The sequence below is a fragment of the Alphaproteobacteria bacterium genome (assembly GCA_005883305.1).
In the GTDB taxonomy this organism is placed as follows: Bacteria; Pseudomonadota; Alphaproteobacteria; order Sphingomonadales; family Sphingomonadaceae; genus Allosphingosinicella.
Genome location: VBAC01000001.1, coordinates 1152907 through 1176405 on the forward strand (window position 1 = coordinate 1152907; position 23499 = coordinate 1176405).

General features: G+C 67.0%; 30 protein-coding genes and 2 tRNA genes. 14 read left to right on the forward strand and 18 right to left on the reverse strand.

The features are described from left to right. Positions 1-130 precede the first annotated feature (130 nt). The 8 genes from nuoE to E6G92_05710 all read right to left on the reverse strand — a co-directional run bounded on the left by nuoE (position 131) and on the right by E6G92_05710 (position 6641). A complete protein-coding gene (nuoE, locus tag E6G92_05675; protein TMJ19285.1) occupies positions 131-799 on the reverse strand; it encodes an NADH-quinone oxidoreductase subunit NuoE in 669 nt (222 codons plus the stop codon). 210 nt (positions 800-1009) lie between these two features. Then, a complete protein-coding gene (locus E6G92_05680; GenBank protein ID TMJ19286.1) occupies positions 1010-2245 on the reverse strand; it encodes an NADH-quinone oxidoreductase subunit D in 1236 nt (411 codons plus the stop codon). A 133-nt stretch (positions 2246-2378) separates the two neighbouring features. Beyond that, positions 2379-3200: an NADH-quinone oxidoreductase subunit C gene (locus tag E6G92_05685; protein TMJ19287.1), complete on the reverse strand. Its 822-nt coding sequence runs from the start codon at positions 3198-3200 to the stop codon at positions 2379-2381. A gap of 176 nt (positions 3201-3376) precedes the next feature. Continuing rightward, positions 3377-3862: an NADH-quinone oxidoreductase subunit B gene (locus tag E6G92_05690; protein ID TMJ20726.1), complete on the reverse strand. Its 486-nt coding sequence runs from the start codon at positions 3860-3862 to the stop codon at positions 3377-3379. Positions 3863-3921: 59 nt separating this feature from the next. Continuing rightward, positions 3922-4299: an NADH-quinone oxidoreductase subunit A gene (locus E6G92_05695; GenBank protein TMJ19288.1), complete on the reverse strand. Its 378-nt coding sequence runs from the start codon at positions 4297-4299 to the stop codon at positions 3922-3924. 168 nt (positions 4300-4467) lie between these two features. After that, complete coding sequence (locus tag E6G92_05700) at positions 4468-5286, reverse strand: inositol monophosphatase (protein ID TMJ19289.1); 819 nt, start codon at positions 5284-5286, stop codon at positions 4468-4470. Between the two features lie 136 nt (positions 5287-5422). Then, on the reverse strand, positions 5423-5986 hold the full coding sequence (gene efp, locus E6G92_05705; protein ID TMJ19290.1) for an elongation factor P: 564 nt from the start codon (positions 5984-5986) through the stop codon (positions 5423-5425). Between the two features lie 37 nt (positions 5987-6023). Continuing rightward, positions 6024-6641 (reverse strand): M23 family metallopeptidase, encoded by a 618-nt coding sequence (locus E6G92_05710; protein TMJ19291.1) that lies wholly within the window; start codon positions 6639-6641, stop codon positions 6024-6026. A gap of 41 nt (positions 6642-6682) precedes the next feature. Here E6G92_05710 and E6G92_05715 point away from each other — a divergent pair, with 41 nt between their 5' ends. Continuing rightward, complete coding sequence (locus E6G92_05715; GenBank protein TMJ19292.1) at positions 6683-7423, forward strand: DUF72 domain-containing protein; 741 nt, start codon at positions 6683-6685, stop codon at positions 7421-7423. On the opposite strand, the gene thiE is transcribed toward E6G92_05715, so the two are convergent. Beyond that, positions 7420-8088, reverse strand: coding sequence for a thiamine phosphate synthase (thiE, locus tag E6G92_05720; GenBank protein ID TMJ19293.1), 669 nt, complete (start codon positions 8086-8088; stop codon positions 7420-7422). The genes E6G92_05715 and thiE overlap by 4 nt on opposite strands. A 35-nt stretch (positions 8089-8123) precedes the next feature. Between thiE and E6G92_05725 the strand changes: the two genes are divergently transcribed. Then, the gene (locus E6G92_05725) at positions 8124-8492 is read left to right on the forward strand and encodes a hypothetical protein (protein TMJ19294.1); all 369 of its coding nucleotides are present in this window, start codon (positions 8124-8126) and stop codon (positions 8490-8492) included. On the opposite strand, the gene E6G92_05730 is transcribed toward E6G92_05725, so the two are convergent. Then, positions 8459-9352, reverse strand: coding sequence for a fructose bisphosphate aldolase (locus tag E6G92_05730; protein ID TMJ19295.1), 894 nt, complete (start codon positions 9350-9352; stop codon positions 8459-8461). The genes E6G92_05725 and E6G92_05730 overlap by 34 nt on opposite strands. Positions 9353-9483: 131 nt before the next feature. On the opposite strand from E6G92_05730, the gene E6G92_05735 reads away from it, so the two are divergent. Then, positions 9484-9972, forward strand: a complete 489-nt coding sequence (locus E6G92_05735) for a TlpA family protein disulfide reductase (GenBank protein TMJ19296.1) — start codon at positions 9484-9486, stop codon at positions 9970-9972. Here E6G92_05735 and E6G92_05740 read toward each other — a convergent pair. The 3 genes from E6G92_05740 to tkt form a co-directional block, all read right to left on the reverse strand. Beyond that, positions 9969-11159, reverse strand: coding sequence for a phosphoglycerate kinase (locus E6G92_05740; GenBank protein TMJ19297.1), 1191 nt, complete (start codon positions 11157-11159; stop codon positions 9969-9971). The two genes, E6G92_05735 and E6G92_05740, sit on opposite strands and share 4 nt — an antisense overlap. A 162-nt stretch (positions 11160-11321) precedes the next feature. Next, on the reverse strand, positions 11322-12329 hold the full coding sequence (gene gap / locus E6G92_05745) for a type I glyceraldehyde-3-phosphate dehydrogenase (protein ID TMJ19298.1): 1008 nt from the start codon (positions 12327-12329) through the stop codon (positions 11322-11324). 13 nt (positions 12330-12342) lie between these two features. Continuing rightward, positions 12343-14307 carry a transketolase gene (gene tkt, locus E6G92_05750; GenBank protein TMJ19299.1) on the reverse strand — a complete coding sequence of 655 codons (1965 nt, stop codon included), beginning with the start codon at positions 14305-14307 and terminating at the stop codon, positions 12343-12345. 127 nt (positions 14308-14434) lie between these two features. Here tkt and E6G92_05755 point away from each other — a divergent pair, with 127 nt between their 5' ends. The 4 genes from E6G92_05755 to E6G92_05770 all read left to right on the forward strand — a co-directional run bounded on the left by E6G92_05755 (position 14435) and on the right by E6G92_05770 (position 15928). Next, on the forward strand, positions 14435-14638 hold the full coding sequence (locus tag E6G92_05755; GenBank protein ID TMJ19300.1) for a hypothetical protein: 204 nt from the start codon (positions 14435-14437) through the stop codon (positions 14636-14638). Continuing rightward, positions 14638-14958, forward strand: coding sequence for a cell division protein ZapA (locus tag E6G92_05760; GenBank protein ID TMJ19301.1), 321 nt, complete (start codon positions 14638-14640; stop codon positions 14956-14958). The genes E6G92_05755 and E6G92_05760 overlap by 1 nt, the downstream gene beginning before the upstream one ends. Before the next feature lie 161 nt (positions 14959-15119). Continuing rightward, a complete protein-coding gene (locus tag E6G92_05765) occupies positions 15120-15710 on the forward strand; it encodes a 5-formyltetrahydrofolate cyclo-ligase (GenBank protein TMJ19302.1) in 591 nt (196 codons plus the stop codon). Then, positions 15701-15928: a DUF2842 domain-containing protein gene (locus E6G92_05770; GenBank protein ID TMJ19303.1), complete on the forward strand. Its 228-nt coding sequence runs from the start codon at positions 15701-15703 to the stop codon at positions 15926-15928. The genes E6G92_05765 and E6G92_05770 overlap by 10 nt, the downstream gene beginning before the upstream one ends. A gap of 103 nt (positions 15929-16031) precedes the next feature. Here E6G92_05770 and E6G92_05775 read toward each other — a convergent pair. The 4 genes from E6G92_05775 to E6G92_05790 all read right to left on the reverse strand — a co-directional run bounded on the left by E6G92_05775 (position 16032) and on the right by E6G92_05790 (position 18003). Continuing rightward, positions 16032-16108 (reverse strand) — tRNA-Asp (locus E6G92_05775). An 87-nt stretch (positions 16109-16195) separates the two neighbouring features. After that, entirely contained in the window at positions 16196-17374 is a 1179-nt protein-coding gene (locus E6G92_05780; protein TMJ19304.1) for an AI-2E family transporter, read from the reverse strand. Positions 17375-17428: 54 nt separating this feature from the next. Next, a tRNA-Leu gene (locus E6G92_05785) sits at positions 17429-17513 on the reverse strand. 70 nt (positions 17514-17583) lie between these two features. Beyond that, positions 17584-18003, reverse strand: coding sequence for a DUF805 domain-containing protein (locus E6G92_05790; GenBank protein ID TMJ19305.1), 420 nt, complete (start codon positions 18001-18003; stop codon positions 17584-17586). Positions 18004-18114: 111 nt separating this feature from the next. On the opposite strand from E6G92_05790, the gene E6G92_05795 reads away from it, so the two are divergent. From E6G92_05795 to E6G92_05825, 7 genes are all read left to right on the forward strand, one after another. After that, entirely contained in the window at positions 18115-18570 is a 456-nt protein-coding gene (locus E6G92_05795; protein TMJ19306.1) for an NUDIX domain-containing protein, read from the forward strand. Positions 18571-18766: 196 nt separating this feature from the next. After that, on the forward strand, positions 18767-19057 hold the full coding sequence (locus tag E6G92_05800) for a PspC domain-containing protein (protein ID TMJ19307.1): 291 nt from the start codon (positions 18767-18769) through the stop codon (positions 19055-19057). Between the two features lie 127 nt (positions 19058-19184). After that, entirely contained in the window at positions 19185-19568 is a 384-nt protein-coding gene (locus E6G92_05805) for a hypothetical protein (GenBank protein ID TMJ19308.1), read from the forward strand. Between the two features lie 275 nt (positions 19569-19843). Beyond that, positions 19844-20503: a hypothetical protein gene (locus tag E6G92_05810; GenBank protein ID TMJ19309.1), complete on the forward strand. Its 660-nt coding sequence runs from the start codon at positions 19844-19846 to the stop codon at positions 20501-20503. A 226-nt stretch (positions 20504-20729) separates the two neighbouring features. After that, positions 20730-21575, forward strand: coding sequence for a MoxR family ATPase (locus E6G92_05815; GenBank protein ID TMJ19310.1), 846 nt, complete (start codon positions 20730-20732; stop codon positions 21573-21575). A 46-nt stretch (positions 21576-21621) separates the two neighbouring features. After that, positions 21622-21975, forward strand: coding sequence for a DUF559 domain-containing protein (locus E6G92_05820; protein TMJ19311.1), 354 nt, complete (start codon positions 21622-21624; stop codon positions 21973-21975). Continuing rightward, positions 21972-22880 (forward strand): DUF817 domain-containing protein, encoded by a 909-nt coding sequence (locus tag E6G92_05825; GenBank protein TMJ20727.1) that lies wholly within the window; start codon positions 21972-21974, stop codon positions 22878-22880. The genes E6G92_05820 and E6G92_05825 overlap by 4 nt, the downstream gene beginning before the upstream one ends. 11 nt (positions 22881-22891) lie before the next feature. Here the strand turns inward: E6G92_05825 and E6G92_05830 are convergent, their stop codons facing one another. Beyond that, positions 22892-23452 carry a hypothetical protein gene (locus E6G92_05830; GenBank protein TMJ19312.1) on the reverse strand — a complete coding sequence of 187 codons (561 nt, stop codon included), beginning with the start codon at positions 23450-23452 and terminating at the stop codon, positions 22892-22894. Positions 23453-23499: the final 47 nt, after the last annotated feature.

Below are 23499 nucleotides of genomic sequence, written 5' to 3' on the forward strand. Positions count from 1 at the left end.
AAGATGGCGATTGCGATGGCGAGGCCGATGCCGATCGCTACCAGCTTGAGCGCCGCGCCGAGCAGCTTCAGAGCGAGGATGAAGGCGATGATCCCGACGACGATCGCGCCGAGGGAGGACAGACCCTGCTTCATGACCACTGGCTCCGATAATCGTGATTTTCGCCGGCCATTTCGGCAAGCGTGGTCGGACCGCCCTCGGGGCAGCTCGTCTGGCGCTCGACCTGCGGCCCGGGCTTCGGAGTTTCGCCCCTGCCCAAAGCGTCGAGGATCGCGGTCATGCTGTCGAACGTCAGGTCCTCGTAATTGTCGTCGTTGATCTGGACCATCGGCGCGTTGGCGCAGGCGCCGAGGCATTCGACTTCGCTCAGCGTGAACAGGCCGTCGGCGGTCGTGTGCCCCTTCTTCAGCCCCTTCTCGTAGCAGGCGGCGAGCACGTCGTTCGAGCCGCGCAGCATGCAGGGCGTGGTGCCGCAGACCTGGACATGGTGGCGGCCGACCGGCGCGAGGTTGAACATCGTGTAGAAGGTCGCGACTTCGTAGGCGCGGATGTAGGGCATTCCCAATTGCGCGGCGACGAACTCGATCACCGGAATCGGCAGCCAGCCCTGGGTCCCCGTCTCCGCGCCGATCTGGCGCTGGGCGAGATCGAGCAAGGGGATGATCGCGCTCTGCTGGCGGCCCTTCGGATAGCGGGAAACAAGGAGCTTCGCCTGCGCTTCATTCTCCTTGGCCCAGGCGAAAGCGCCCCAGCGCTCGCGGATTTCCGGGGTTGCAGCAAGGCGGCGTGACTCAGCCATTCTAATAACCAAACAGAGGACGCAATATTAGCCAATAGATTGGCCAAATCTCGCTCAGAAAAACATTGACCGAAATTGCGATGAACCAATTCCACCAGTTGTAATCATATCCATCAAAAAATGTGAGCTTCACGAATGTACCGAGGCACACCAATTGGTAACCCAACAGCACAAATTCTTGCTTATTATCGCGGACGAGTCCCAGCGCGCTCACCGGTCCACCTCGCCGAACACGATATCCAGCGCGCCGAGGATCGCCGTCACGTCCGCCAGCATGTGGCCGCGGCTCATGAAGTCCATCGCCTGGAGGTGGGAGAAGCCGGTCGGGCGGATCTTGACCCGGTAAGGCTTGTTCGATCCGTCGGCGACGAGATAGACGCCGAACTCCCCCTTGGGGCTTTCGGTCGCGACGTAGACCTCGCCGGCGGGAACGTGGAAGCCCTCGGTGTAGAGCTTGAAGTGGTGGATCAGCGCTTCCATGGACTGCTTCATCTCGGCCCGCCTGGGGGGCACGACCTTGCGGTCGAGGCTGGCGATCGGCCCCTCGGGCATCTCGCTGAGGCACTGCTTCATGATTCGGATCGATTGCCGCACCTCCTCGACCCGGACCATGAAGCGGTCGTAGCAATCGCCGCGCGTGCCGACGGGGACGTCGAACTCCATCCGGTCGTAGACGTCGTAGGGCTGGGACTTGCGCAAGTCCCAGGGCATTCCGGCGGCGCGGATCATCGGGCCGGAGAAGCCCCAGGCCAGCGCGTCCTCCCTGGAGACCGTGGCGATATCGACGTTGCGCTGCTTGAAGATGCGGTTGTCGGCGACGAGGCTGATCGAATCCTCGAACAGGCGAGGGACGCGGGTGTCGAGCCAGTCGGCGATGTCGGTGAGGAGTTTCAGCGGCACGTCCTGGTGGACTCCGCCCGGGCGGAACCAGGCGGCGTGCATCCGAGCGCCCGAGGCCCGCTCGTAGAAATTCATGCAATCCTCGCGGATCTCGAACAGCCACAGGTTCGGAGTCATCGCGCCGACGTCCATGACGTGCGACCCCAGGTTCAGCATGTGGTTCGAGATTCGGGTCAGCTCGGCGAAGAAGACCCGGAGGTATTGCGCGCGCAGCGGCACTTCGAGGCCGAGCAGCTTCTCGATCGCCAGCACGTAGCTGTGCTCCATGCACAGCGGCGAGCAATAATCGAGCCGGTCGAAATAGGGCAAAGCCTGGAGGTAGGTCTTGTGCTCGCACAGCTTCTCGGTGCCGCGGTGGAGCAGGCCGATATGCGGATCGACGCGCTCGATGATCTCGCCATCGAGCTCGAGAATCAGCCGGAGCACGCCGTGAGCGGCGGGATGCTGCGGGCCGAAATTGATCGTGTAGTTGGCGATGTCGGATTCGGTCGCGCCGGTGCGGGCGACTTCTTCCTCCGTCCGGTCCAGATCGGGAATCGTGCTCATCGGGCGCCTCGTTCCCCGGCGAAGGCCGGGGTCCAGGAGCGCCGCAAGGCGCTGTCAGACACAATCGACGGGCGGCTCCGGCTTTCGCCGGCCTGGGCCCCGGCCTTCGCCGGGGAGCGGCATGGAGCCGTGCTCATCGCGTCTTTCCCGAAGGCTCGGTCGGCGCCGGCGGGGCCTTCTTGCGCGGCGAGTGCTTCGCCGCCTGCTTGTCGGCGGGCTCGCCCGCGCCAGTCTCGGCCTTGGCGTCGGTCGTCTTCGGCGTCGGCGCCGGAGGCTCGGCCTTGGGCGCCGCGGCCTTGTTGATCTCGGCGGAGGTCAGCGGAGTCGGCGCGCCGGGCGCCTCGCCCTGCGCCTTCTCGTCGCCCGGAATGATATACTCCGCGCCTTCCCAGGGGCTCATGAAATCGAAATTGCGGAAGTCCTGGCTGAGGCTGACGGGCTCGTAGACGACCCGCTTGGCCTCTTCGGAATAGCGAAGCTCGACGAAGCCGGTCAGCGGGAAATCCTTGCGCTGCGGATGGCCGCGGAAGCCGTAATCGGTGAGGATCCGCCTGAGGTCCCGATTGCCGGCGAAGATCACGCCGTACATGTCGAACACCTCGCGCTCGAGCCAGCCGGCGACGGGAAAGATGTCGGTCACGGTCGGCACCGGCTGCTCCTCGTCGGTCGAGACGCGGATTCGGATGCGGTGGTTCTTGGTGACGGAGAGCAGATGATAGACGACCTCGAACCGCTCCGCGCGCTCGGGATAATCGACGCCGGCGATCTCCATCAGCTGCTGGTAGTCGAGCGCGTCGCGCAGCATCCGCAGCACGTCCGCGATGCTCTCGCGCGCGACGTCGATCGACACCTCGCCCACCTCGTCCTTGGCGGACAGGAAGGCGGAGCCGATCGCGGCCTTCACCGCCTCGATGATGCCGGGGCGGGGCTGACCCAAAGGTGCGGGGCTAGGCACGAATTGCCGCTCCCCAGCCCGTTCGTGTCGAGCCCTTCGACGCCGCCTGCGGCGGCGCTCTGGATGAACTAAGTCGAGACACCCCTTCGAGCGCAGCCGAGTAAATCAGCCTCGGCTTCGCTCGGCCGGGTCCCTCGACTTCGCTCGGGACGAACGGAGTTTTGTCCATCGCCATGCTAGCGCTCGATCGTCCCTTCGCGGCGGATCTTCCGCTGGAGCTGCATGATGCCATACAGCAGGGCCTCGGCGGTCGGCGGGCAGCCGGGGACGTAGATGTCGACCGGAACGATCCGGTCGCAGCCGCGCACCACCGAATAGCTGTAATGGTAATAGCCGCCGCCATTGGCGCAGCTGCCCATCGAGATGACGTAGCGCGGCTCGGACATCTGGTCGTAGACCCGCCTCAACGCCGGGGCCATCTTGTTGCACAAGGTGCCGGCGACGATCATCACGTCGCTCTGGCGCGGGGAGGCGCGCGGCGCGGCGCCGAACCTTTCAAGGTCGTAGCGCGGCATGTTCACGTGGATCATCTCGACTGCGCAGCAGGCGAGGCCGAAGGTCATCCACCATAAGCTACCGGTCCGCGCCCATGTGAACAGGTCCTCGGTCGAGGTGACGAGGAAGCCCTTGTCGCTGACTTCGGACTGGATCTGGCCGAAAATGTAGGGATCGGGCTGCTGGAGATCGGCGGGGCGCGGATTCTCGTCGCGGGGATCGAGGATCACTCCCATTCGAGCGCTCCCTTCTTCCAGGCGTAGGCGAAGCCGAGGGCAAGCTCGACCAGGAAGATCATCATCGCGAACCAGGCGGCCCAGCCGGCGGTGAACACGCTGACCGCCCAGGGAAAGAGGAACGCGGCTTCGATGTCGAACACGATGAACAGGATCGCGACGAGGTAGAAGCGCACGTCGAACTGAGCGCGGCTGTCCTCGAACGCGGGGAAGCCGCATTCATATTCGGTCAGCTTGTCCGGATAGGGATTGCTGGCGCCGGTCAGCTTCGCGACGATCATCGGCAGCACGACGAAGGCCAGGCTGAGGCCCAGCGCGACTCCGAGGAACATGAGGATCGGCAGATAATCGGCGGCGACGGACGCCATTGCGAGACTCCGGAAACCCAGGAATTGCCGCGGCTTTAGGACCGCTCCACTCTAGTGGCAAGGCTTTGGAACGCCGTCATTGCGAGCGTAGCGAAGCAATCCAGTTCGGTCTCCGAGGCCGGCTGGATTGCTTCGTCGCTTCGCTCCTCGCAATGACGAGGGAAGCGATCAGCGCAGCGCCGTTGCGACGAGCTTGTGCAGCTTGGAGTGGAGCTGGTCGTTGGCGGCCAGGATCTGGCCGTTGGCCACGCCCGCCTCGCCGCCGCGGAAATCGGTGACGAAGCCGCCCGCCTCGCGCACCAGGACGATTCCCGCGGCGATATCCCAGAGCTGGAGGTCTTCCTCCCAGAAGCCGTCGAAGCGCCCCGCGGCGACCCAGGCGAGATCCAGCGCCGCCGAGCCGAAGCGGCGGATTCCGGCGACCTCGGGCGAGACGGCGTTCAGGATCCGGTCGAAGCGCGGCAGATCGCCATGCGCCTTGTAGGGGATGCCGGTGGCGATCAGGCTTTCGCTGAGGTCACGCCGCGCGGAAACGCGCAGGCGCCGCTCGTTGAGCCAGGCGCCCCTTCCCTTCTCGGCCCAGAAGCTCTCGTCGGTCAGCGGATTGTAGACCAGCCCCTGGGTGATCTCGCCCCAGCCCTTCCCGCCGGGCTTCGGCTCCTGCACCGCGATCGAGATGGCGAAATGGGGGATGGAGTGGAGGAAGTTGGACGTGCCGTCGATGGGATCGACGATGAAGCGCGGCTTCGTCGGATCGCCCTCGCGCGCTCCGCCCTCCTCGAGCAGTAGCCCCCAATCGGGGCGCGCGTGGCGAAGCTCCTCGACCACCGTCGTTTCCGCCTGCTTGTCGGCCATCGAAACGAAGTCGGCCGGCCCCTTGCGGCTGACCTGCAGCTGCTCGACCTCGTTGAAGTCGCGCCTGAGCCGCGGCGCCGCCTTGCGCGCGGCGCGGGTCATGACGGTGATGAGGCCTGAATGGGATACCAATTCAACGCTCCTTCTCCCCTCTCCCGTTCAGGGAGAGGGCGGGGCCCAAAGCGTCAGCTTTGGGAGGGTGAGGGCAAGAGCCCTGCCCTCACCCTGGCGCTTCGCGCCTGTCCCTCTCCCTGAACGGGAGAGGGGTTTAGTCGGCCCTACGGACGTAGGTCTGCTCGTACACGTCCACCACGATCCGCGTGCCGCTCGAAATGTGCGGCGGCACCATCACGCGAACGCCGTTGTCCAGGACGGCGGGCTTGTAGCTGGATGAGGCCGTCTGGCCCTTCACCACGGCGTCGGCCTCGACGATCACTGCCTCGATCGTGTCGGGAAGCTGAACGCTGATCGGGCGCTCGTTGTAGAGCTCCATGACCACGTCCATCCCGTCCTGCAGGAAGGCGGCGGCGTCGCCCAGGATGCCGGCATCGAGCGTCACCTGCTCGTAATTGTCCTTGTCCATGAAGGTCAGCGCGTCGCCATCCTTGAACAGGAACTGGAAGTCCTTGGTGTCGAGCCGGACGCGCTCCACCGTCTCCGCCGAGCGGAAGCGGACGTTGTTCTTGCGGCCGTCGATGAGGTTCTTCATCTCGACCTGCATATAGGCGCCGCCCTTGCCGGGCTGGGTGTGCTGGATCTTCACCGCGCGCCAGATGCCGCCTTCATATTCGATGATGTTGCCGGGACGAATGTCCACGCCGCTGATCTTCATGGGGTGCTCGCTGCTCTGTCAGGATTTAGCGGGCGCCTTAGCGGGGGGAGCCGCGCCCGGCAAGCAATGGGTAGGGATTGACCGCAGTCCCCTGCCACCAGCGGTCGGCCGGCCCCATGCGGTTGACCGCGAAATGGAGGTGCGGGCCCGCGGGATCCGCGTTGCCGGTGCTCCCGACCGTTCCGACCGGATCGCCGCGGCGCACAGCCTGGCCCTCGTGGAGGCCCGGCGCATAGGCGTCGAGATGGGCGTAATAATAGCTCCACTGCCGATCGGCCGAGCGGACGTAGACGGTGATCCCGCCGCCGCCGCGACTGAAGAACAGTTTCTCCACGACGCCGTCGGCCGCCGCGACGGCCGCCGCGACGACCGGCGTGCCGCGCGGGGCCATGATGTCGATCGCGTCGTGGATCCGGGCGCCGCCCGCGCGGGCCTGAGTATAGGTGTCCGTGAGCTGGATTGCGCGCACTCCGGTTACGGGGATGGCGAGGCCCGAGGGGGCGATGACCGGCGCCTGCGCTGCCGCAACCGGCAAAGGGACGACCGCCTCGCGTGGCGCCTCCGGCACCGGCGCGGAGAGGAAGATCATGCTGCCGAAGAACAGGATCATTCCGGCAGTGATAAGGACAAGCAGGCCGAGCACCAGTCTTTGCATGGATCAGGAAACCTGTTTCGCCCCCGCATCGTTCCCGCTTCATGACGACGGCGCGGATCCGGATCGGCTGCTCGGGCTGGAATTACCGGCACTGGCGCGCGCTCTTCTACCCGAAGGGCCTGCCGCAAAAGCGCTGGTTCGCCTTCTATGCCGAGCATTTCGACACGGTGGAGATCAACAACAGCTTCTACCGGCTGCCGACCGCGGAGACGTTCGCGAAATGGCGGGACCAGGCGCCGCCGGGCTTCTGCTACGCGGTCAAGGCCAACCGCTTCCTCACCCAGGCCAAGAAGCTCAAGGATTGCGAGGAGCCGCTGAAGCGGATGATGCCGCCCTTCCGGGCGCTGGGCGACCGGCTCGGCCCGATCCTCTATCAGCTCCCGCCGAGCCTCAGGATCAACCTCGAGCGCCTGGAAAGCTTCCTTAGGATCGCTCCCAGGGACGTGACCAACGTCTTCGAGTTTCGCGACAGGAGCTGGTACGTCTCCGAGACGCTCGAGCTGCTGGAGCGCCACGGCGCCTCTTTCTGCGTCCACGACATGGCCGGATCGGCTTGCGAGCGCGCGGCCGTGGGGCCCATCGCCTATGTCCGCTTCCACGGCGGCGCGGGGAAATATTGGGGCCGCTATTCCGACGAGGCCTTGCTCTCATGGACCGACTGGATCGTCGCCGAGGCGCGCGCTGGGCGGCCGGTCTGGTGCTATTTCAACAACGACATCGGCGCAGACGCCATCCACGATGCGCAGACGCTGAAGGCTATGGTGGCCCAGGCGATGCGCTAGGACCGCAAAACGCTCTCGAACGCCTTCACGGCCGCGGCCGGACCCTCAGAGTGGTCCCACACGGCGCTGCACACGGCGAGGAAGTCGGCGCCGGCGGCGACCAGCCCGCCGCCATTGGCCGGCGTGATCCCGCCGATGGCGACGCAAGGGATTTCGAAGATCGCCGACCACCAAGAGAGGATCGAGGGATCGGGCCGGTGGCGCGTTTCCTTGGTCCCGGTGGGGAAGAAGGCGCCGAAGGCGACATAGTCGGCGCCCGCCTCGCCCGCCTCCATCGCCAGGTGGCGGCTGTCGTGGCAGGTGACTCCGATCTGCGCCGACGGACCGAGCAGGGCGCGTGCCTCGCGCGGATCGCCGTCGCCCCGGCCGAGATGAACGCCGTCCGCCCCCAGCCGCTTCGCCAGCCCCATGTCGTCGTTGACGATGAAGGCGACGTCGCGCTCGGCGCACAGGCGCTGGAGCGGCTCGGCGAGCCGCGCCGCCTCGTGCTGGTCGACTCCCTTCACCCGAAACTGGAAAGCGGCGAGCGCACCGGCGTCGAGCGCCCCTGCAAGCCGATCCGGAAACGCGCCGCCCACGTCGAGCGGCGAGACCAGATAGAGCTGGCAGGGATTGCGCCGCTCGGGCGGCTGGAAAAGCGGCTTGTCGTCCGGTTCGTCGTTCATGGGCGGCTCATTAGCGGAGCGGCAGGCGTGGGCCAATGAGACGCCCGATCTTTCTCGCCGCTGCCTTGCTCGCCGCCTGCGCGACCGTACCGCCCGCCGCGGCGGGTCCCGTCGCCGGCCTGGGCCAGGTGGCCAGCGTCGAGGGAATTCGAATCCGCCCGCTACGGGTGATCGAGGACAGCCGCTGTCCGGCCAACGCGAACTGCGTCTGGGCGGGGCGGCTTGTCCTTCGCGCCGAGGTCCAAAGCCGCGGGCGAAGCGAGACTCGCGACCTGACCCTCGGCGTTCCGATCGATGTGGAGGCCGGCCGCCTCACCCTCGCGGCCGCGGAGCCGAATCGCATCGCCGGCCGCGAGGCCGATCCCGCCGCCTACCGGTTCACCTTCTCGGTCGAGGCGCGATAAATTTCGTCGATCGCTGTCCCGAGCGCGCGATCGAATTCCTCGTCGCTCATTGCGTGGCGCAGATCCTCGAGCAGGGCGCGGCTGAAGCTGGCGATCATGCCGCGATTCTTCGCCAGCTCGGCGCAGGCGTCACCGCGGCTGTAGCCCCCCGAAAGCGCGACCACGCGAAGCACGCGCGGATGATCGACGAGCGGGCCGAACAGGCCCGGCTCGACCGGCAGCGAGAGCTTAAGCATCACGCGCTCGTCGCCGGGCATGGCATCGAGCGCCCTGGTCAGCTCGTCGAGCAGGATCCGGTCCGCCTCGGCGCGCTCGGGGCTCTTGATGTTGACCTCGGGCTCGATGATCGGGACGAGCCCCGCGTCCAGCACCTGCCGGGCGACTTCGAACTGCTGCGCGACGATCGCGGCGATGCCTTCACGGTCGCCGAGGTTGATGACCGAGCGCTCCTTGGTACCGAACACGCCGAGCCCCTTCGCGCGGGCGAGCAGCGCGCCCAACTCGGGCATCGGCTTCATCAGCTGGACGCCGTTCTCCTCGGCCTCGAGGCCCTTGTCGATCTTGATGAAGGGCACGACTCCGCGCTCGTTCAGGACCTCCGGAACCGGCTTCCCGTCGATTTGCCCGTCCATCGTCCGCTCGAACAGGATCGCGCCGATCACCTTGTCGCCGGTGAAGGCGGGCGAGGTGATGATCCGCGCGCGCATCTCGTGGATCAGGCCGAACATCTCCTCGTCGTTCGCGTAAGCGTCTTCCTCGATGCCGTAGCCCTTCAGCGCCTTCGGCGTCGAGCCGCCGCTCTGGTCGAGCGCGGCGATGAAGCCCTTGCCGTTTTCCATCTGCGCCTTGGGGTCGTGCATCTGTGAGTCCTTAGTCCTGGCTGTTGCGGTTCGGCGCGCCTCCTATCGCAGCGCCGCGCGCGGCACAAATGCTTGACTTGGCCGGAGCCCTCCGCGACCAACCGGACATTGCCGGGAAGGGGGCCAGGCTCATGAAAAGACTGCTCGGATCGATGCTGTGCGCACTGCTTCTCGCTGCCGCGACCCCGGGAAGCACGCCGGCGGTCGGCCGCGAGGCGCCGGATTTCCAGATGACTTTGATGGACGGAAGCCGGGTCCGCCTTTCCGATCTGCGCGGCCAGGTCGTCGTGCTCAATTTCTGGGCGACGTGGTGCGTGCCCTGCCGCACGGAGTTGCCGCTGCTCGACCGCTACTACCGGGCACGCCGCGACGCGGGGCTTCGCGTGTTCGCGGTGACCACCGAGGGGTCGGTTCCGCGCTACCGCCTGCACGCATTGTTCGCGGCGATGGCCATTCCCTCGGTGCGCACGATCCGCGGGCCCTACGGCACGCTGGAGGGGCTGCCGACCAACTTCGTCATCGATCGCTCGGGGCGCGTTCGCTACGCCAGCTCGGGCGCGTTCAATCTCGATCAGCTCAACCAGGTGCTGATCCCGTTGCTCAACGAACCCGCGCCCTAACGCATCAGGGCGGCGACTCCCGGCAGCTCCTTTCCTTCCATCCATTCGAGGAAAGCGCCGCCGGCGGTGGAGACGAAGGTGAAGTCGTCGGCCACGCCGGCCTGGTTGAGCGCCGCGACGGTGTCGCCGCCCCCGGCGACCGATACGAGGCTGCCCTCCTGCGTCAGCGCCGCGGCGGTTCGGGCGAGCGCGACGGTCGCGGCATCGAAGGGCGGAGTCTCGAACGCGCCGAGGGGGCCGTTCCAGACCAGAGTGCGGCAGGTCTTGAGCGCGTCCGCCAGCGCCTCGACCGCGGCGGGGCCGATATCGAGGATCATCTCGTCCGCGGCGACCTCGTGCACGTTGCAGGTGCGCAGGCTCGGCGGATTGGCGGCGAATTCGGTGGCGACGACGACGTCATAGGGAAGATGGACGGTGCAGCTCGCCCGTTCCGCGGCCTCGAAAATCTCCTCGGCCGTTCCGGTCAAATCGTGCTCGCACAGGCTCTTGCCGACGGCCACGCCGCGCGCGGCGAGGAAGGTGTTGGCCATGCCGCCGCCGATGATCAGATGATCGACCCTGGCGACGAGATGCCTCAGCACGTCGAGCTTGGTCGAGACTTTCGCCCCGCCGACCACCGCCGCAACCGGCCGCTCGGGGTTGCCCAGCGCCTTCTCCAGCGCTTTCAGCTCCTTCTCCATGGAGCGGCCGGCATAAGCCGGGAGCGCATGCGCCAGCCCTTCCGTGGAGGCGTGGGCGCGGTGGGCCGCCGAGAAGGCATCGTTGACATAGAGATCGCCGAGCGCCGCGAAACGCTGCACGACCGCCGGGTCGTTCCTCTCCTCGCCGCCGAAGAAGCGCGTATTTTCCAGCAGGGCGACGTCGCCCGGCTGAAGCATCGCCACCGCTGCCGCAGCGCCTTCCCAGTCGATGTAGCGGACCGGCCGGCCGAGCACCTCCTGGAAGGCCCGGGTCACCAGCGCCGTCGAATATTCGGGCGCCGGCACCTTCGGCCGGCCGATATGAGCCAGGACGAGGACGATCGCGCCCTTGTCGGCGAGCTCGGCTATTGTCGGAACCGCGGCTCGGAGCCGCGTGTCGTCGGTGACCTCACCGCCGGCCATCGGTGCGTTGAGGTCCTCGCGGACCAGCACCCGCTTGCCGGCCACGTCGCCGAGATCGTCGAGGGTGCGGAAGTCAGGCATCATCCGACCTCGATCTGATCCCGTTCGTCCCGAGCGAAGTCGAGGGACCCAGCCGAGCGAAGCCGAGGCAGGGTTTTCTCGGCTGCGCTCGAAGGGGTGTCTCGACTTCGCTCGACACGAACGGTTTCTCTCACTTTGGCGGGCGTCATGACGTCAGGTCCGCCCTCAGATCAGCCGGGCCATCGCCGCCGCGGTATCGACCATCCGGTTCGAGAAGCCCCATTCGTTGTCGTACCAGGAGAGCACGCGCACCAGCTTGCCCTCCAGCACCGCGGTCTCGAGGCTGTCGACCGTCGAGCTGGCCGGATTGTGGTTGTAGTCGATCGAGACCAAAGGCTCCTCGCTGTAGGCGAGGATGCCCTTGAGCGGCCCCTCCGCGGCGGCCTTCAGCAGGCCGTTCACCTCTTCGAGGCTGGTGTCGCGGTTCGGCGTGAAGGTCAGGTCGATCAGGCTGACGTTGGGCGTCGGAACCCGGATCGCCGAGCCGTCGAGCTTGCCCTTGAGCTCGGGAAGCACCTCGCCGACCGCTCGGGCGGCGCCGGTGGTGGTCGGGATCATCGACATGCCGGCGGCGCGCGCGCGGCGCTTGTCGGAGTGGATCTGGTCGAGGATCTTCTGGTCGTTGGTGTAAGCGTGGACGGTCGTCATGAGGCCGCGGGCGATACCGACGCTGTCGTTCATCACCTTGGCGACCGGCGCCAGGCAGTTGGTCGTGCACGAGGCGTTGGAGACGATATTGTGCTCGGCCGTCAGCTTGTCGTGATTGACGCCGTAGACGACCGTCAGATCGACGCCCTTGGCGGGCGCCGAGATCAGGACTTTCTTAGCGCCCGCAGCAAGATGCGCGCCGGCCTTGTCGCGATCCGTGAAGAAGCCGGTGCATTCGAGCGCGAGCGCGACTCCGTCTTCGCCGTGGGGCAGCTTGACCGGGTCGCGCTCGGCGGTGACCTTGATCCTCCTGCCGTCGACGATCAGGTCGTTGCCGTCGGCGCGGACCTCGCCCGGATAGGCGCCGTGAACCGAATCGCGCTTGAACAGCAAAGCGTTGGATTCGGCGTCGGCGAGGTCGTTGATCGCCACCAGTTCGAGGCCGCAATCGGGGTTTTCGAGGATCGCGCGGGCCACGAGCCGGCCAATCCGCCCGAAACCGTTGATCGCAACTCTGGTCGCCATGTCGTTGATCTCCTTAATGTTCGAGCGCCGCGACGATGCGCGGCACGATCGCCTCGGCGGTGAAGCCGAAATGGGTGAAAAGGTCGCCCGCCGGGGCCGAGGCGCCGAACCGGTCGAGCCCGATATTGAGGCCGGAGCGGCCCGTGTAGCGTTCCCAGCCGAGCGTCGCGCCGGCCTCGATCGAAACCAGCAGCGCATCGTCCGGAAGAATGTCGGCGCGCCAGGCGGCGTCCTGCTCGTCGAACAGCTCCCAGCAGGGCATCGAGACGACGTCCGCGCCGATTCCCCGCCCCTCGAGCCTTTCGGCCACCGAGACGGCCACCTCGACCTCGGATCCGGTGGCGATCAGAACGACCTTTCGCGGCTCCACGGCGGCGCGTAGGCGGTAGGCGCCTCTCGCGCAACGGTTCGCCCCGTCCGAGCGAAGCTGGGGCAGGTTCTGGCGGGTGAGCGCGAGCACTGACGGGCGATCCTTGCGGCCCAGCGCAAGCGCCCAGCATTCGGCGGTCTCCACGGCGTCGGCCGGGCGGAACACCGCGAGGTTGGGCATCGCGCGAAGGCTCGTCAGATGCTCGATCGGCTGGTGGGTCGGGCCGTCCTCGCCGAGCCCGATCGAATCGTGGGTCATGACGTAGATCACCCGGACCTGCTGAAGCGCCGAGAGCCGGATCGCGGGGCGGGCATAATCCGCGAAGACCAGGAAGGTGCCGCCATAGGGGATCACGCCGCCGTGCAGCGCCATTCCGTTCATCGCCGCGGCCATTCCGAACTCGCGGATCCCGTAATAGAGATAGCGGCCGGAATAATCCTCTTTCGTCAGAGGTTTCTGGTCCTTTGTTTTGGTGTTGTTCGAACCGGTGAGGTCGGCCGATCCTCCGATCGTCTCGGGCAGAAGCGCGTTGATCGCCCCGAGCGCCATCTCCGACGCCTTGCGGGTCGCGACCTTTTGCGGGTCGGCGATCAGGCTTTGGACGTAGTCGTCGAGCGAAAAATCCCCGGGCAAGTCGCCGGCCATGCGCCGGGAGAACTCCGCCTTCTTTTCGCTGGCGTCGAGCCGCGCCCGCCAATCCGCGTGGGCGGCCTGCCTTTCCCTCCCCGCCTGCCGCCATGACGCCAGAATGTCGGCGGGAATTTCAAACGCCGGAGAATCCCAGCCGAGGGTCGTGCGGACCGCGGCCACCTCGTCCGCACCGAGGGCGGCGCCGTGGGTCGCGGCCGTCCCCTGCTTGTTGGGCGCGCCGAAGCCGATGATCGTCCGGCAGGCGATCAGCGAGGGCCGCGGATCGGCCAGCGCCTCGTCGATCGCCCGGCGCACGTCCGCCGCGTCGAGGCCGTCGCAGCGCACGACGTGCCAGCCATAAGCGCCGTAGCGCCCCTCGACGTCCTCGGAAGTCGAAAGACCGGTCGCGCCGTCGATGGTGATCCGGTTGTCGTCCCACAGGACGATCAGCCGCCCGAGGCCGAGATGCCCGGCGAGCCCGGCCGCCTCGTGGTTGACGCCCTCCATCAGGCAGCCGTCGCCGGCGATCGCCCAGGTGCGGTGATCGACCAGGCCATCGCCATATTCGGCGTTCAGGTGCCGCTCGGCGATTGCCATGCCCACCGCCATCGCCAGCCCCTGCCCCAGCGGCCCGGTGGTCGCCTCGACTCCGTCGAGCAGGAAATTCTCGGGATGTCCGGCGCAAGGGCTGCCTAGCTTGCGGAAGCCCTTGATGTCGTCGATCGTCGGCCGCTCGTAGCCGGTCAGGTGAAGCAGCGCGTAGAGCAGCATCGAGCCGTGGCCGGCCGAAAGCACGAAGCGGTCGCGATCCGGCCAGCTCGGGTCGGCGGGGTCGTGCCTCAGATATTCGGTCCACAGCACGGTGGCCGCGTCTGCCATGCCCATCGGCATGCCCGGGTGGCCGCTGTTCGCGGCCTCGACCGCGTCCATCGCAAGGGCGCGGATCGCGTTCGCGAGCGTTCGGGTCTCGGTGGCCATGGGGCTCCTGCGGTGAATCCGTTGGGGCGGACGCGCGCGGCGGCGCTGCGGTTCCTTTATCGGCAGGGGGCCGCCCGTCAACCTTGGCGGCTTGCCGCGCCCGGCAGTCATGCTATGCCTTTGGCCGATGTCCGACGAACGCGCCCTTGCCGCCATTCATCGCATCGAGGCTGCGCTTGCGCGAATCGAGGCGGCCGCGACCCGAAGCCGGGGATCGACCGCCGATACCCAGGATTTGCGCCAGCTGCGCGACGTCCACCATTCGCTTCGCGCCAAGGTGGAGAGCGCGATCGGCCAGATCGACCGGCTGCTCGAAACGGAGGCGGGCTGATGGCGAATATCGACGTCGAGGTCGCCGGCCGGCGCTACAACGTCGCCTGCCGCGACGGCGACGAGGATCATCTCCGCTCGGTCGCGGCCGAGGTCGACCGGCGCGCGCGCGATGCGGCCGCGGCGCTGGGCGGCCTCACCGAGACTCGCCAGCTGCTGTACGCGGCCTTGCTGATCGCCGACGACATCAGGGACATCCGCGCGGGCCGCGGCATTCCCGATCCGGCGCCGCTGCCGCCCGATCCAGCGGTCGCCCAGGCGCTGGAGCGACTCGCTTCGCGGGTCGAATCGCTCGCCGACAGCCTTGAGCGGATCGCATAGAGGGCCTACATGAGGGGAGACGGGTACTGCCCTGTACGAGCCTCAGCGAACATCCCTGAGCCATAAGCATCCTAGGGGACTGTCCCTGCCCGGGTCTTGGCCCGACGTATATGGTCCCCACCTGACGTTGAGGCGTCAGAGGATATTCCAGGCAAACGGCTATGGCGGTCCCGTCACCCTCCACTTCCCTTACCAAGCCGGAGCTTCGCGCCGAAGGGCTGCGGCGGCGGCGCGAATTCGCGCAAAGCCTCAGCCCCGAATTGCGCGCGGAGCTCGAAGCCGCGCTCGCCCGGCTGGTCCTGCCGCACCTTGCCGGCGCGCGGATCGTCGGAGCCTATCATCCCCTGAAGGACGAGATCAGCCCCCTGGCGATCGTTGACGGTCTCGGCCGGGGCCAGCGGCACGGCATCCCGTGGTTCGCCGATCGCGACTCCCGCTTCCTGTGGCGCGAGGGGCCGGCGAGCGAGGCGAGTCCCTGGGGCGTGCTGCAGCCGCCTTCCTCGGCCGAAGCGCTCGCGCCGGACGTGGTGCTGGTGCCGATCGTCCTGGCCGACCGGACGGGCGTCAGGATCGGCCACGGCAAGGGCCATTACGACCGCGCTCTGGCGCACCTGCGCGAAGGCGGCCAGCCCGTCTTCACCATCGGCCTCGCCTGGCAGGACCAGGTGATCGAAGGGCCGCTCCCCGCCGATCCGTGGGACATGCGGCTCGACGCGATCGCAACCCCGAAGGAGTGGATTTCATGCGCGTAGAGCCGAGCTGGCGTCAGGGCGCGGGGATGGCGCTGATCGTGCTTCTGATCGCCGGCTGGGCGGTGCTCGTGGTCAGCGCGGCGCCGCTGCTGGGCGGCCTCCCGGGCTGGCTCCACGCGCTCTACTACCTCGTCGCGGGAATCGCCTGGATCCTGCCGCTGCGGCCGCTCTTGCGCTGGATGGAAACGGGGCGATTCCGGGGGGCGTCGCGGGAGTGAATCCCGTGACGTCAGTCGCGGCAGCCCGGCGGCGCTGGCCGGCCGTTCGCGTCCGGCTTCGCCGGATCGCCGCGCTGCCTCGCTGCGCGCCTCGCTTCGGAAATGGCGCGAGTGACGGGGCTCGAACCCGCGACCTCCGGCGTGACAGGCCGGCGCTCTAACCAACTGAGCTACACCCGCGTATTGGTGAAGGCGGCGAGTTAGTGGCGCGGCCGGGGGCTGTCAAGCAAGGCGGGACGCGCAGCTTTTGACCCCTCGAATCGGCAGTCAGCCGCTCGCCGCGGCCGCTTTAGGCTCGTCCGGATGATCGTGGATCAAGGTCCCTTCCTCGAACAGGAATCCGGCCACGTCGGGCTTGCCGGCGGCGTCGAGGACGGTGCGGAAGATGATCAGCAGCGGCACCGCGAGCAAGGCGCCTGTCGTGCCCCACACCCAGGCCCAGAAGCTGAGCGCGAGCAGGATCATCAGCGGGTTGATCGTAAGCCGGCGGCCGACCACCGTCGGGGTCACGATGTTCGCCTCGACGAGGTGGACTCCGACGAAGGCGAGCGAGGGAAGCATCGCGTACCAGGGATCGGGAAACAGCATCAGCCCGCCGACCGCGAGCAGCAGCGCCGAGGCGATCGGGCCGAGATAGGGGATATAGTTGAGCACCGCGACGATGCCGCCCCACATGAGCGGCGATTCCATCCCCATCAGATAGAGGATCAGCGCCACCACCGCGCCGAGGCCGAGATTCACGACTGTGATCGTTCCGAGGTAGAGCGAGGTCGCGTCGACCACCTGCTGGATCACGCGCGCCGTGGTCATCGCGCCGTCGAAGCTGGTCCGGCCGACGATCGTTCGCTTGCGCATTCGCGTCCAGCCGGCGAGGAAGAAATAGATCACCAGCACCGCGAAGAACATCTGGATCGCAGCGAACGGCGCCGACGTGGCGATGATCTGAAGCAGCGAATTGGGAGTCTCGACGGTCACCGTCCGGTGGGCGAGGCCGGGCGTGGGCCCGAGCTGGCGGGCGACATCGTCGATGAACGCCTCGAGATCGGCATAGATGTCGAACAGCGGGCCCAGCGTATCGCGGATCCGGCCGATCCGCTCGGGAAGCAGGCGGACCCATTCGCTCGCGGGAAAGAGGATCGCGGCGACCGCCGCATTGGCCACCCCGAGGAACAGGACGACGCACAGGAACGCGGCGAGCGGCGAAGGCACTCGCCTGCGTTCCAGCCATTCAAGCGCGGGCACCAGCGCGATGGCGATGACCAGCGCCGCGGTCACCGGCAGGAAGAACTCAGCCCCCGCCCTCAAGGCGAAGGGCAAGGCGAGCAGCAGGGCGGCGCCGATCATCAGGGCGACCGACGCCAGCAGCCGGTCCCTGCGGAACGCCGCGGCCTCGACTTCGATTTCGAGCTCTTCGATATCCTGGGCGGTGACGTCCTTGTCGCTCATGCCTGCGACAATGCCCGAGCCGAAGCCCGCTGAGAAGAGCGATAACAACTGGAATGGTGCCCCTGGCCCGAGTCGAACGGGCACTCCTTGCGGAACTCGATTTTGAGTCGAGCGCGTCTACCAATTCCGCCACAGGGGCACGGATCGGAGGCGGTTCTCTAGTGCGGCGGCGGGCGGGCCGCAATGCCTGCCCGCCGGCCGTCGTGCGATCAGGTGAAGACCTCGGCGTCGGCCGCGCCGCCCTTGGGATCGGGGCCGAAGCGGTTCGGGCCTGCCGTTCCAGGGAGGATGGCCGTGAGGATGAAGCCGTAGATCGGCACCAGTATCCACCAGCCCGATTTGTCGTTGTCGTGGGCGCGCCGCACCGACAGAGCGAGGCTCGGGATGAACGTCGCCAGCCAAAGCAGCATCGTGAGGATTCCGCCCGTCGAGTTGAAGCCGACCGATGCGTTGCCGTCGGAAAAGTCCGAATAGCTCTCGGTCTTGCCGCCCAGTCCAAGCTGCGAGTCCAGCGTGATGGTGACGATTATCAGAATGACGAGCAGCAGCACGTACATCCAATATTCCTTCCGGCGCGAGCGGCCCGAAAAATCGAAATAGCGCTTAAGCGGCATGAACATATATTCCATCGGCTTCCCCCTCTTCCTGCGAGAAAAAGAAGGTCCGTCATTTCGGACCGGTAATCAAGCCCGTCGCGGGCTTCCATTGACGAAGATCGCTCGGGCAGCGATTTCAAGCCCATGGCAATGTCGAGCGCGGGGATCCTGATGTGGCGGCGGGGCGCCCGCGGCCTCGAAGTGCTGCTCGGCCATTTCGGCGGCCCGCTGTGGGCGAAGCGCGACGCGGGGGCCTGGGCGATCCCCAAGGGCCTGATCGAGGAAGGCGAGGATGCGCAAAGCTGCGCCCGGCGCGAGTTCGAGGAAGAGCTCGGATTCGTCCCCGAGGGCACGCTCGTTCCGCTCGGCCGGATTCGCCAAAAGGGCGGCAAGTGGGTCGAGGCGTTCGCACTCGAAGGCGATCTCGATCCCGCGGCGATCCGCAGCAATGCCTTCACGCTGGAATGGCCGCCGAAGAGCGGGCGCTTCCAATCCTATCCCGAGATCGACCGGGCCGCGTGGTTCACGATCGCCGAGGCGCGCACTAAAATCCTGGCGAGCCAGCTTCCCTTGATCGAGCTGCTGCTCGAGCGCTTTTGAGCGCAGTTGCGGCGGGGCCCTCACTCTTGGCGAATTCCGCCAATTATTGGCGGCAGCGGCTTTGGTCTTTTCGCGTCCGCCGAACCACGCGTTAGCGTAAGCATATGGGATAATTGTGTTTTCAACTTTTGGCACAGCTGTTGCTGAGAGACGGGCAGAGGCGGGCTCGAGGCCCGCGGCAAAAGGAGCCCGATCGATGCAGACCAAATTTTCCGCCCCCATCGTTCGCGACGACACCCTGCTCGGGGTCTGCCAGTCGCTCGGCGAGGATTTCGGCTTCAATCCCAACTGGCTGCGCGTCGCGCTCGGCGCTGCGGTGCTGTGGAACCCGGTGGCGGTGATAACGCTCTACGCGACCCTTGCCGTCCTGCTCGCCGCCGCCCGCTGGGCCTTGCCGGATCCCCGCGCGGCGACTCAGGTCGAGGCCGAACAGGCGCCGGCCGCGCCTGTCGCCGAGGAGAATGAGGCCCTTCCGCTGGCCGCCTGAATCGCCTTTTCCCCTCTGCAAAAGAAGGCTTGACGAAGACAAAGCTTGACTCTTGGGCCGGGCGCACCAGATAGGCGTGCGACCCGGCGCGTCATGCGCGCCTCCACACATCGATAGAAACGAAACCATGCCCGTTCTCGTCTGCCCTTCCGATTTCACCGACCACGCGCCGTCCAAGACCAACCGCCAGCTCGCCGAGAAATATGGCGTCGGCGAGAAGACCGTCACCCGCTGGCGCAAGGAAACCGGCTGCACCGCCACGATCCGCCCGTTCGCGACCGCCGCTCTGCCCAAGCAGCTCGTCCCCTCGATCAGCCCGGGCCTGGCCAGCGAGGCGGCGCAGTTCCTGCGCAAGACGCACCGTCCGGTCTATCACCGGATCATCGAGGGCAAGGAGTTCCGCGGCCAGTATGTCGTCGGCACCCAGGTGCTGACCGAGGACCAGGTCGTCTCCCTCGCCGAGGAAAAAGGCTTCCAGGCCTACAACCGTTTGTTTGATTTGGCGGGCTGACGCCCGCGAGTAAGACGGGCTTGCGAAGCAAGCGCGGCTTACACGCCGAAAAAGCGGCAGCCCCGGCCGGCGGGGCGGCGGACATCTGGTCCGCCGAGCCCGTCCGACGTCACGGGACAATGGTCCCGTGACGCATGGCTAAGCTAACGGAAGTCTTGGCCGCCCCCCTTTCTCCGTAAAAGCCCCGACTCCGGCCTCAGGCCGCGTAAACCTCCTCTTTACGCCGAGCGGTGTACGGCCCTTGCGTTAGGCGCGCGGGGCGCCCGGAGGATCGCATGGCATCACGTCCGCTCGAGTCGGCAGGCGGTATCCGCACGGGAACGCTGCTGCTCGCCTGCGTCGCCGATTCCGGCAGCGTGACCCATCCCTGGTTCTCCGCGGAATCGCTCCGGCAGGGCCCCGAGGCGACCCGCAATCTCGCCGACGCGATCCATTTTCTGTGCGCTCTGCACGGCCGCCACCCGGGCGTGATCGATCATGCCGCCGCGCGGACGCTCGACGCCGCCGGCCGCGCCTGGCTCGGCCAGACCGCCGAAGCGATGACCGACGAGCGGCTCTATCTCACCCGCCTGTCCGTCGCGGCCGGCCCGATTCCGTCGACTCCGGGCGCCCACGGAAGCGAGGCGGCGATCGTCGCCCAGCGCGCCGCGCTCGCCACCCTCGCCCAATCCGACCGGCGCGGCTGCGCGCTCGGCGCCGCGCTCGCCTTCGCCGCCGACTGGCTCTCGATCCGCGCCGTGCTCGACGCCGCCGCCCGTCGCTTCGCGGTCGAGCCCCGCCCCCTCACCTTCGGCCCGCGCGAACTGGTTCGCGAGGTCGCCGACAGCGCCAGCGCATCCGAGCGCGCCCTCCTGTTCGGCGGCCAGCAGCTGGCCCTCCAGCATCGCGCGCTGTGGGACCTTCTAGAGGCGAGAGCGCAGGCCCGCGCCCTCTAAGGGGTCCGTACTCAGTACCCGCAACGGCCGTGACGGAGCGGATTTTGGGTCAGGGCAAGGAGCGAGGAGGGAGCGATGCTGACGCATCGTGACCGACGCTGCGACGTAACCCTGGCCCAAAAGCCGCCCGCCCCTTTGGGGTCGCCCGGAGAAGGCCATTGCGGGTACTGAGTACGGACCCCAAGCGCCTTGCGCCCCTCCAGGCGCGCACCTATGCCCTGCGGCCATGCGCTTCGAAGGCACAAAATCCTATGTCGCGACCGACGATCTCAAGGTCGCGGTCAACGCCGCGGTCACCTTGCGCCGGCCTTTGCTCGTCAAGGGGGAGCCGGGCACCGGCAAGACCATCCTCGCGCACGAGATCGCCGCCGCCCTGGGCGCGCCGCTGATCGAATGGCACGTCAAGTCGACGACCAAGGCGCATCAGGGGCTCTACGAATATGACGCCGTCGCGCGGCTTCGCGACGGCCAGCTCGGCGATCCGCGAGTCCACGACATTTCCAACTACATCCGCAAGGGCAAGCTGTGGGAGGCGTTCACCTCGCCCGCCCTCCCGGTCCTTCTGATCGACGAGATCGACAAGGCCGACATCGAATTCCCCAACGATCTCCTCCAGGAGCTCGACCGGATGGAGTTCCACGTCTACGAGACGAAGGAGACCGTCCGCGCCGCCGAGCGCCCGATCGTCGTCATCACCTCGAACGACGAGAAGGAGCTTCCCGACGCCTTCCTTCGCCGCTGCTTCTTCCACTATATCAAATTCCCCGATCGCGAGACGATGCAGGCGATCGTCGACGTCCACTTCCCCGGCATCCAGAAAATCCTCGTCTCGCGCGCGATGGACATCTTCTACCAGGTGCGCGACGTGCCCGGCCTCAAGAAGAAGCCGTCGACCAGCGAGCTGATCGACTGGCTGAAGCTCCTTCTCCACGAGGACCTGCCGCTCGACGTGCTCCAGTCGAAGGACCCCGCCAAGGCCATCCCGCCGCTGCACGGCGCCTTGCTCAAGAACGAGCAGGACGTGATGCTGTTCGAGCGGCTGGCGTTCATGAGCCGGCGGCAGGGAGTCTAGCTCCCCCTCTCCCCTCCGGGGAGAGGGTCGGGGAGAGGGGGAGTCGATGCCGCGCAGGGACCCTGAGAAATTAAGACGAGCCCGCGAGTTGCGCGCCAACATGTCCCCGCCCGAGCACGCGCTGTGGCGGATTCTGCGTGCGCACCGGCTCCAGGACATCAAGTTCACCCGCCAGGTCGAATGCGGGCCCTTTTACATCGACTTCGCCGCTCGCATGCCGCGGCTGGCGATCGAGCTGGATGGAGAAACGCACGCGAGACGGGCCGATGAAGATGCGCACCGTACGGCGTTCTTAGAATGCCAGGGCTGGCAGGTGATCCGCTTCACCAACGGCGAGGTGATGACCAATCCGGAGGGCGTGGCACTCGCAATTCTCGCAACGCTCGGGAGGAGTTTCTGACTCCCCCTCTCCCCGGCCCTCTCCCCAGAGGGGAGAGGGGGAATTCGCACACCCGCTTCGAGCGGGTCCGCCTCGCGCTCGAGTCGTTCGAGCCGCGCTCGGGGTGGCGCTCTCACGCCTACGAATTCCTCCTGTTCGGCTTCAAGCAGGGCTGGGCGTGCCTGTTCGGCGCGTTGATGCTCGCGCTGCTGGTCGTCACCCACCTCGTCTATCCGCGAGGCGCCTGGCTGCCGCGCTACGATTTCCTGACTCTCGCGGCGCTCGTCATTCAGATCCTGATGCTGCGCTTCCGGCTCGAAACCTGGGACGAGGCGAAGGTGATCCTCGCCTTTCACGTCGCCGGCACGCTGATGGAATTGTTCAAGACCTCGGCCGGCTCGTGGCTCTATCCCGAGCCGAGCGTCCTGCGCATCGCCGGCGTGCCGCTCTTCTCGGGCTTCATGTACGCCTCGGTCGGCTCCTACATCGCGCGCATCTGGCGGATCTTCGACATCCGCTTCACTCATTATCCGCCGCTGTGGACGACCTGGGCGCTGGCGGCGGCGATCTACGTCAACTTCTTCGCCCATCACTGGCTGCCCGACGCACGCGTCCCGCTGCTGATCGCCACCGCCTTGATCTTCGGCCGCGCCGTCTTCTGGTTCCGCCCGTTCCGCCGCTACCGGCCGATGCCGGTCCTGCTCGGCTTCCTGCTCGTCGCCCTGTTCATCTGGATCGCGGAGAATCTCGGCACGCTCTCGCAGGCCTGGACCTATCCCAGCCAGCGCCACGGCTGGACGATGGTCCCCTTCGCCAAGCTCGTTTCCTGGTACCTGTTGATGATCATCTCGGTGGTGCTCGTAAGCCTGGTCCAGAAGCCCCAGCCCCTTGCGAGCGAAACCCGGGCTCAACGGCAAGACGGCTAGGCCGGCAGGGGTCAAATCCCCTCTTCGCCCGCGGCCTGCTCGATCCAGATGCCGTTGCCGTAATGGTGGAAATACCGCCAATCCGATCGCCGCGGGGCCTTCACCACCGCCTTGGCGAATTCGTCGCTCCCGATCGGGGCCGGCTCGAGCGCATCCGGAAGATCTCCGCCTTCTATGAGCCTGTGGCCGCGCGGGCCGCTTTCGTCGCTATAGACGACGATCCTGGTCGCGCCTCGGAGCCATCCCTCGACCACCGAGCGGGCCGTCGCCACCGACTGGGGGGCGGTCTCGGCAAGCGGGCCGTGCAGGGGATGGATCGGCGTGGCCCAGCTTCCGAAATCGAGCAGGATATGGCCGTCCGGCAGATCGACGTCGATCGCGAAGAGCGGCTCGAGCGGCTCCCCATCCGCCTCTTCGATGCGCAGCCGAAGCCAGCCTTCCTCCACCCGGAACCAGCGTCCCGAGCCGGCAAGGGGCCAGCTGCGGCATGCCTCGAACACCGCCCGCGACCAATCGTCGATCGGGTCGTTCGAATCCTCGGCGAAAGGCGTTCCGTAATCGGAGTCCGGCATTCGAACGGGAATAATGCGGCGGGTGCGCCTTCGTCCAGCCAGCGGCG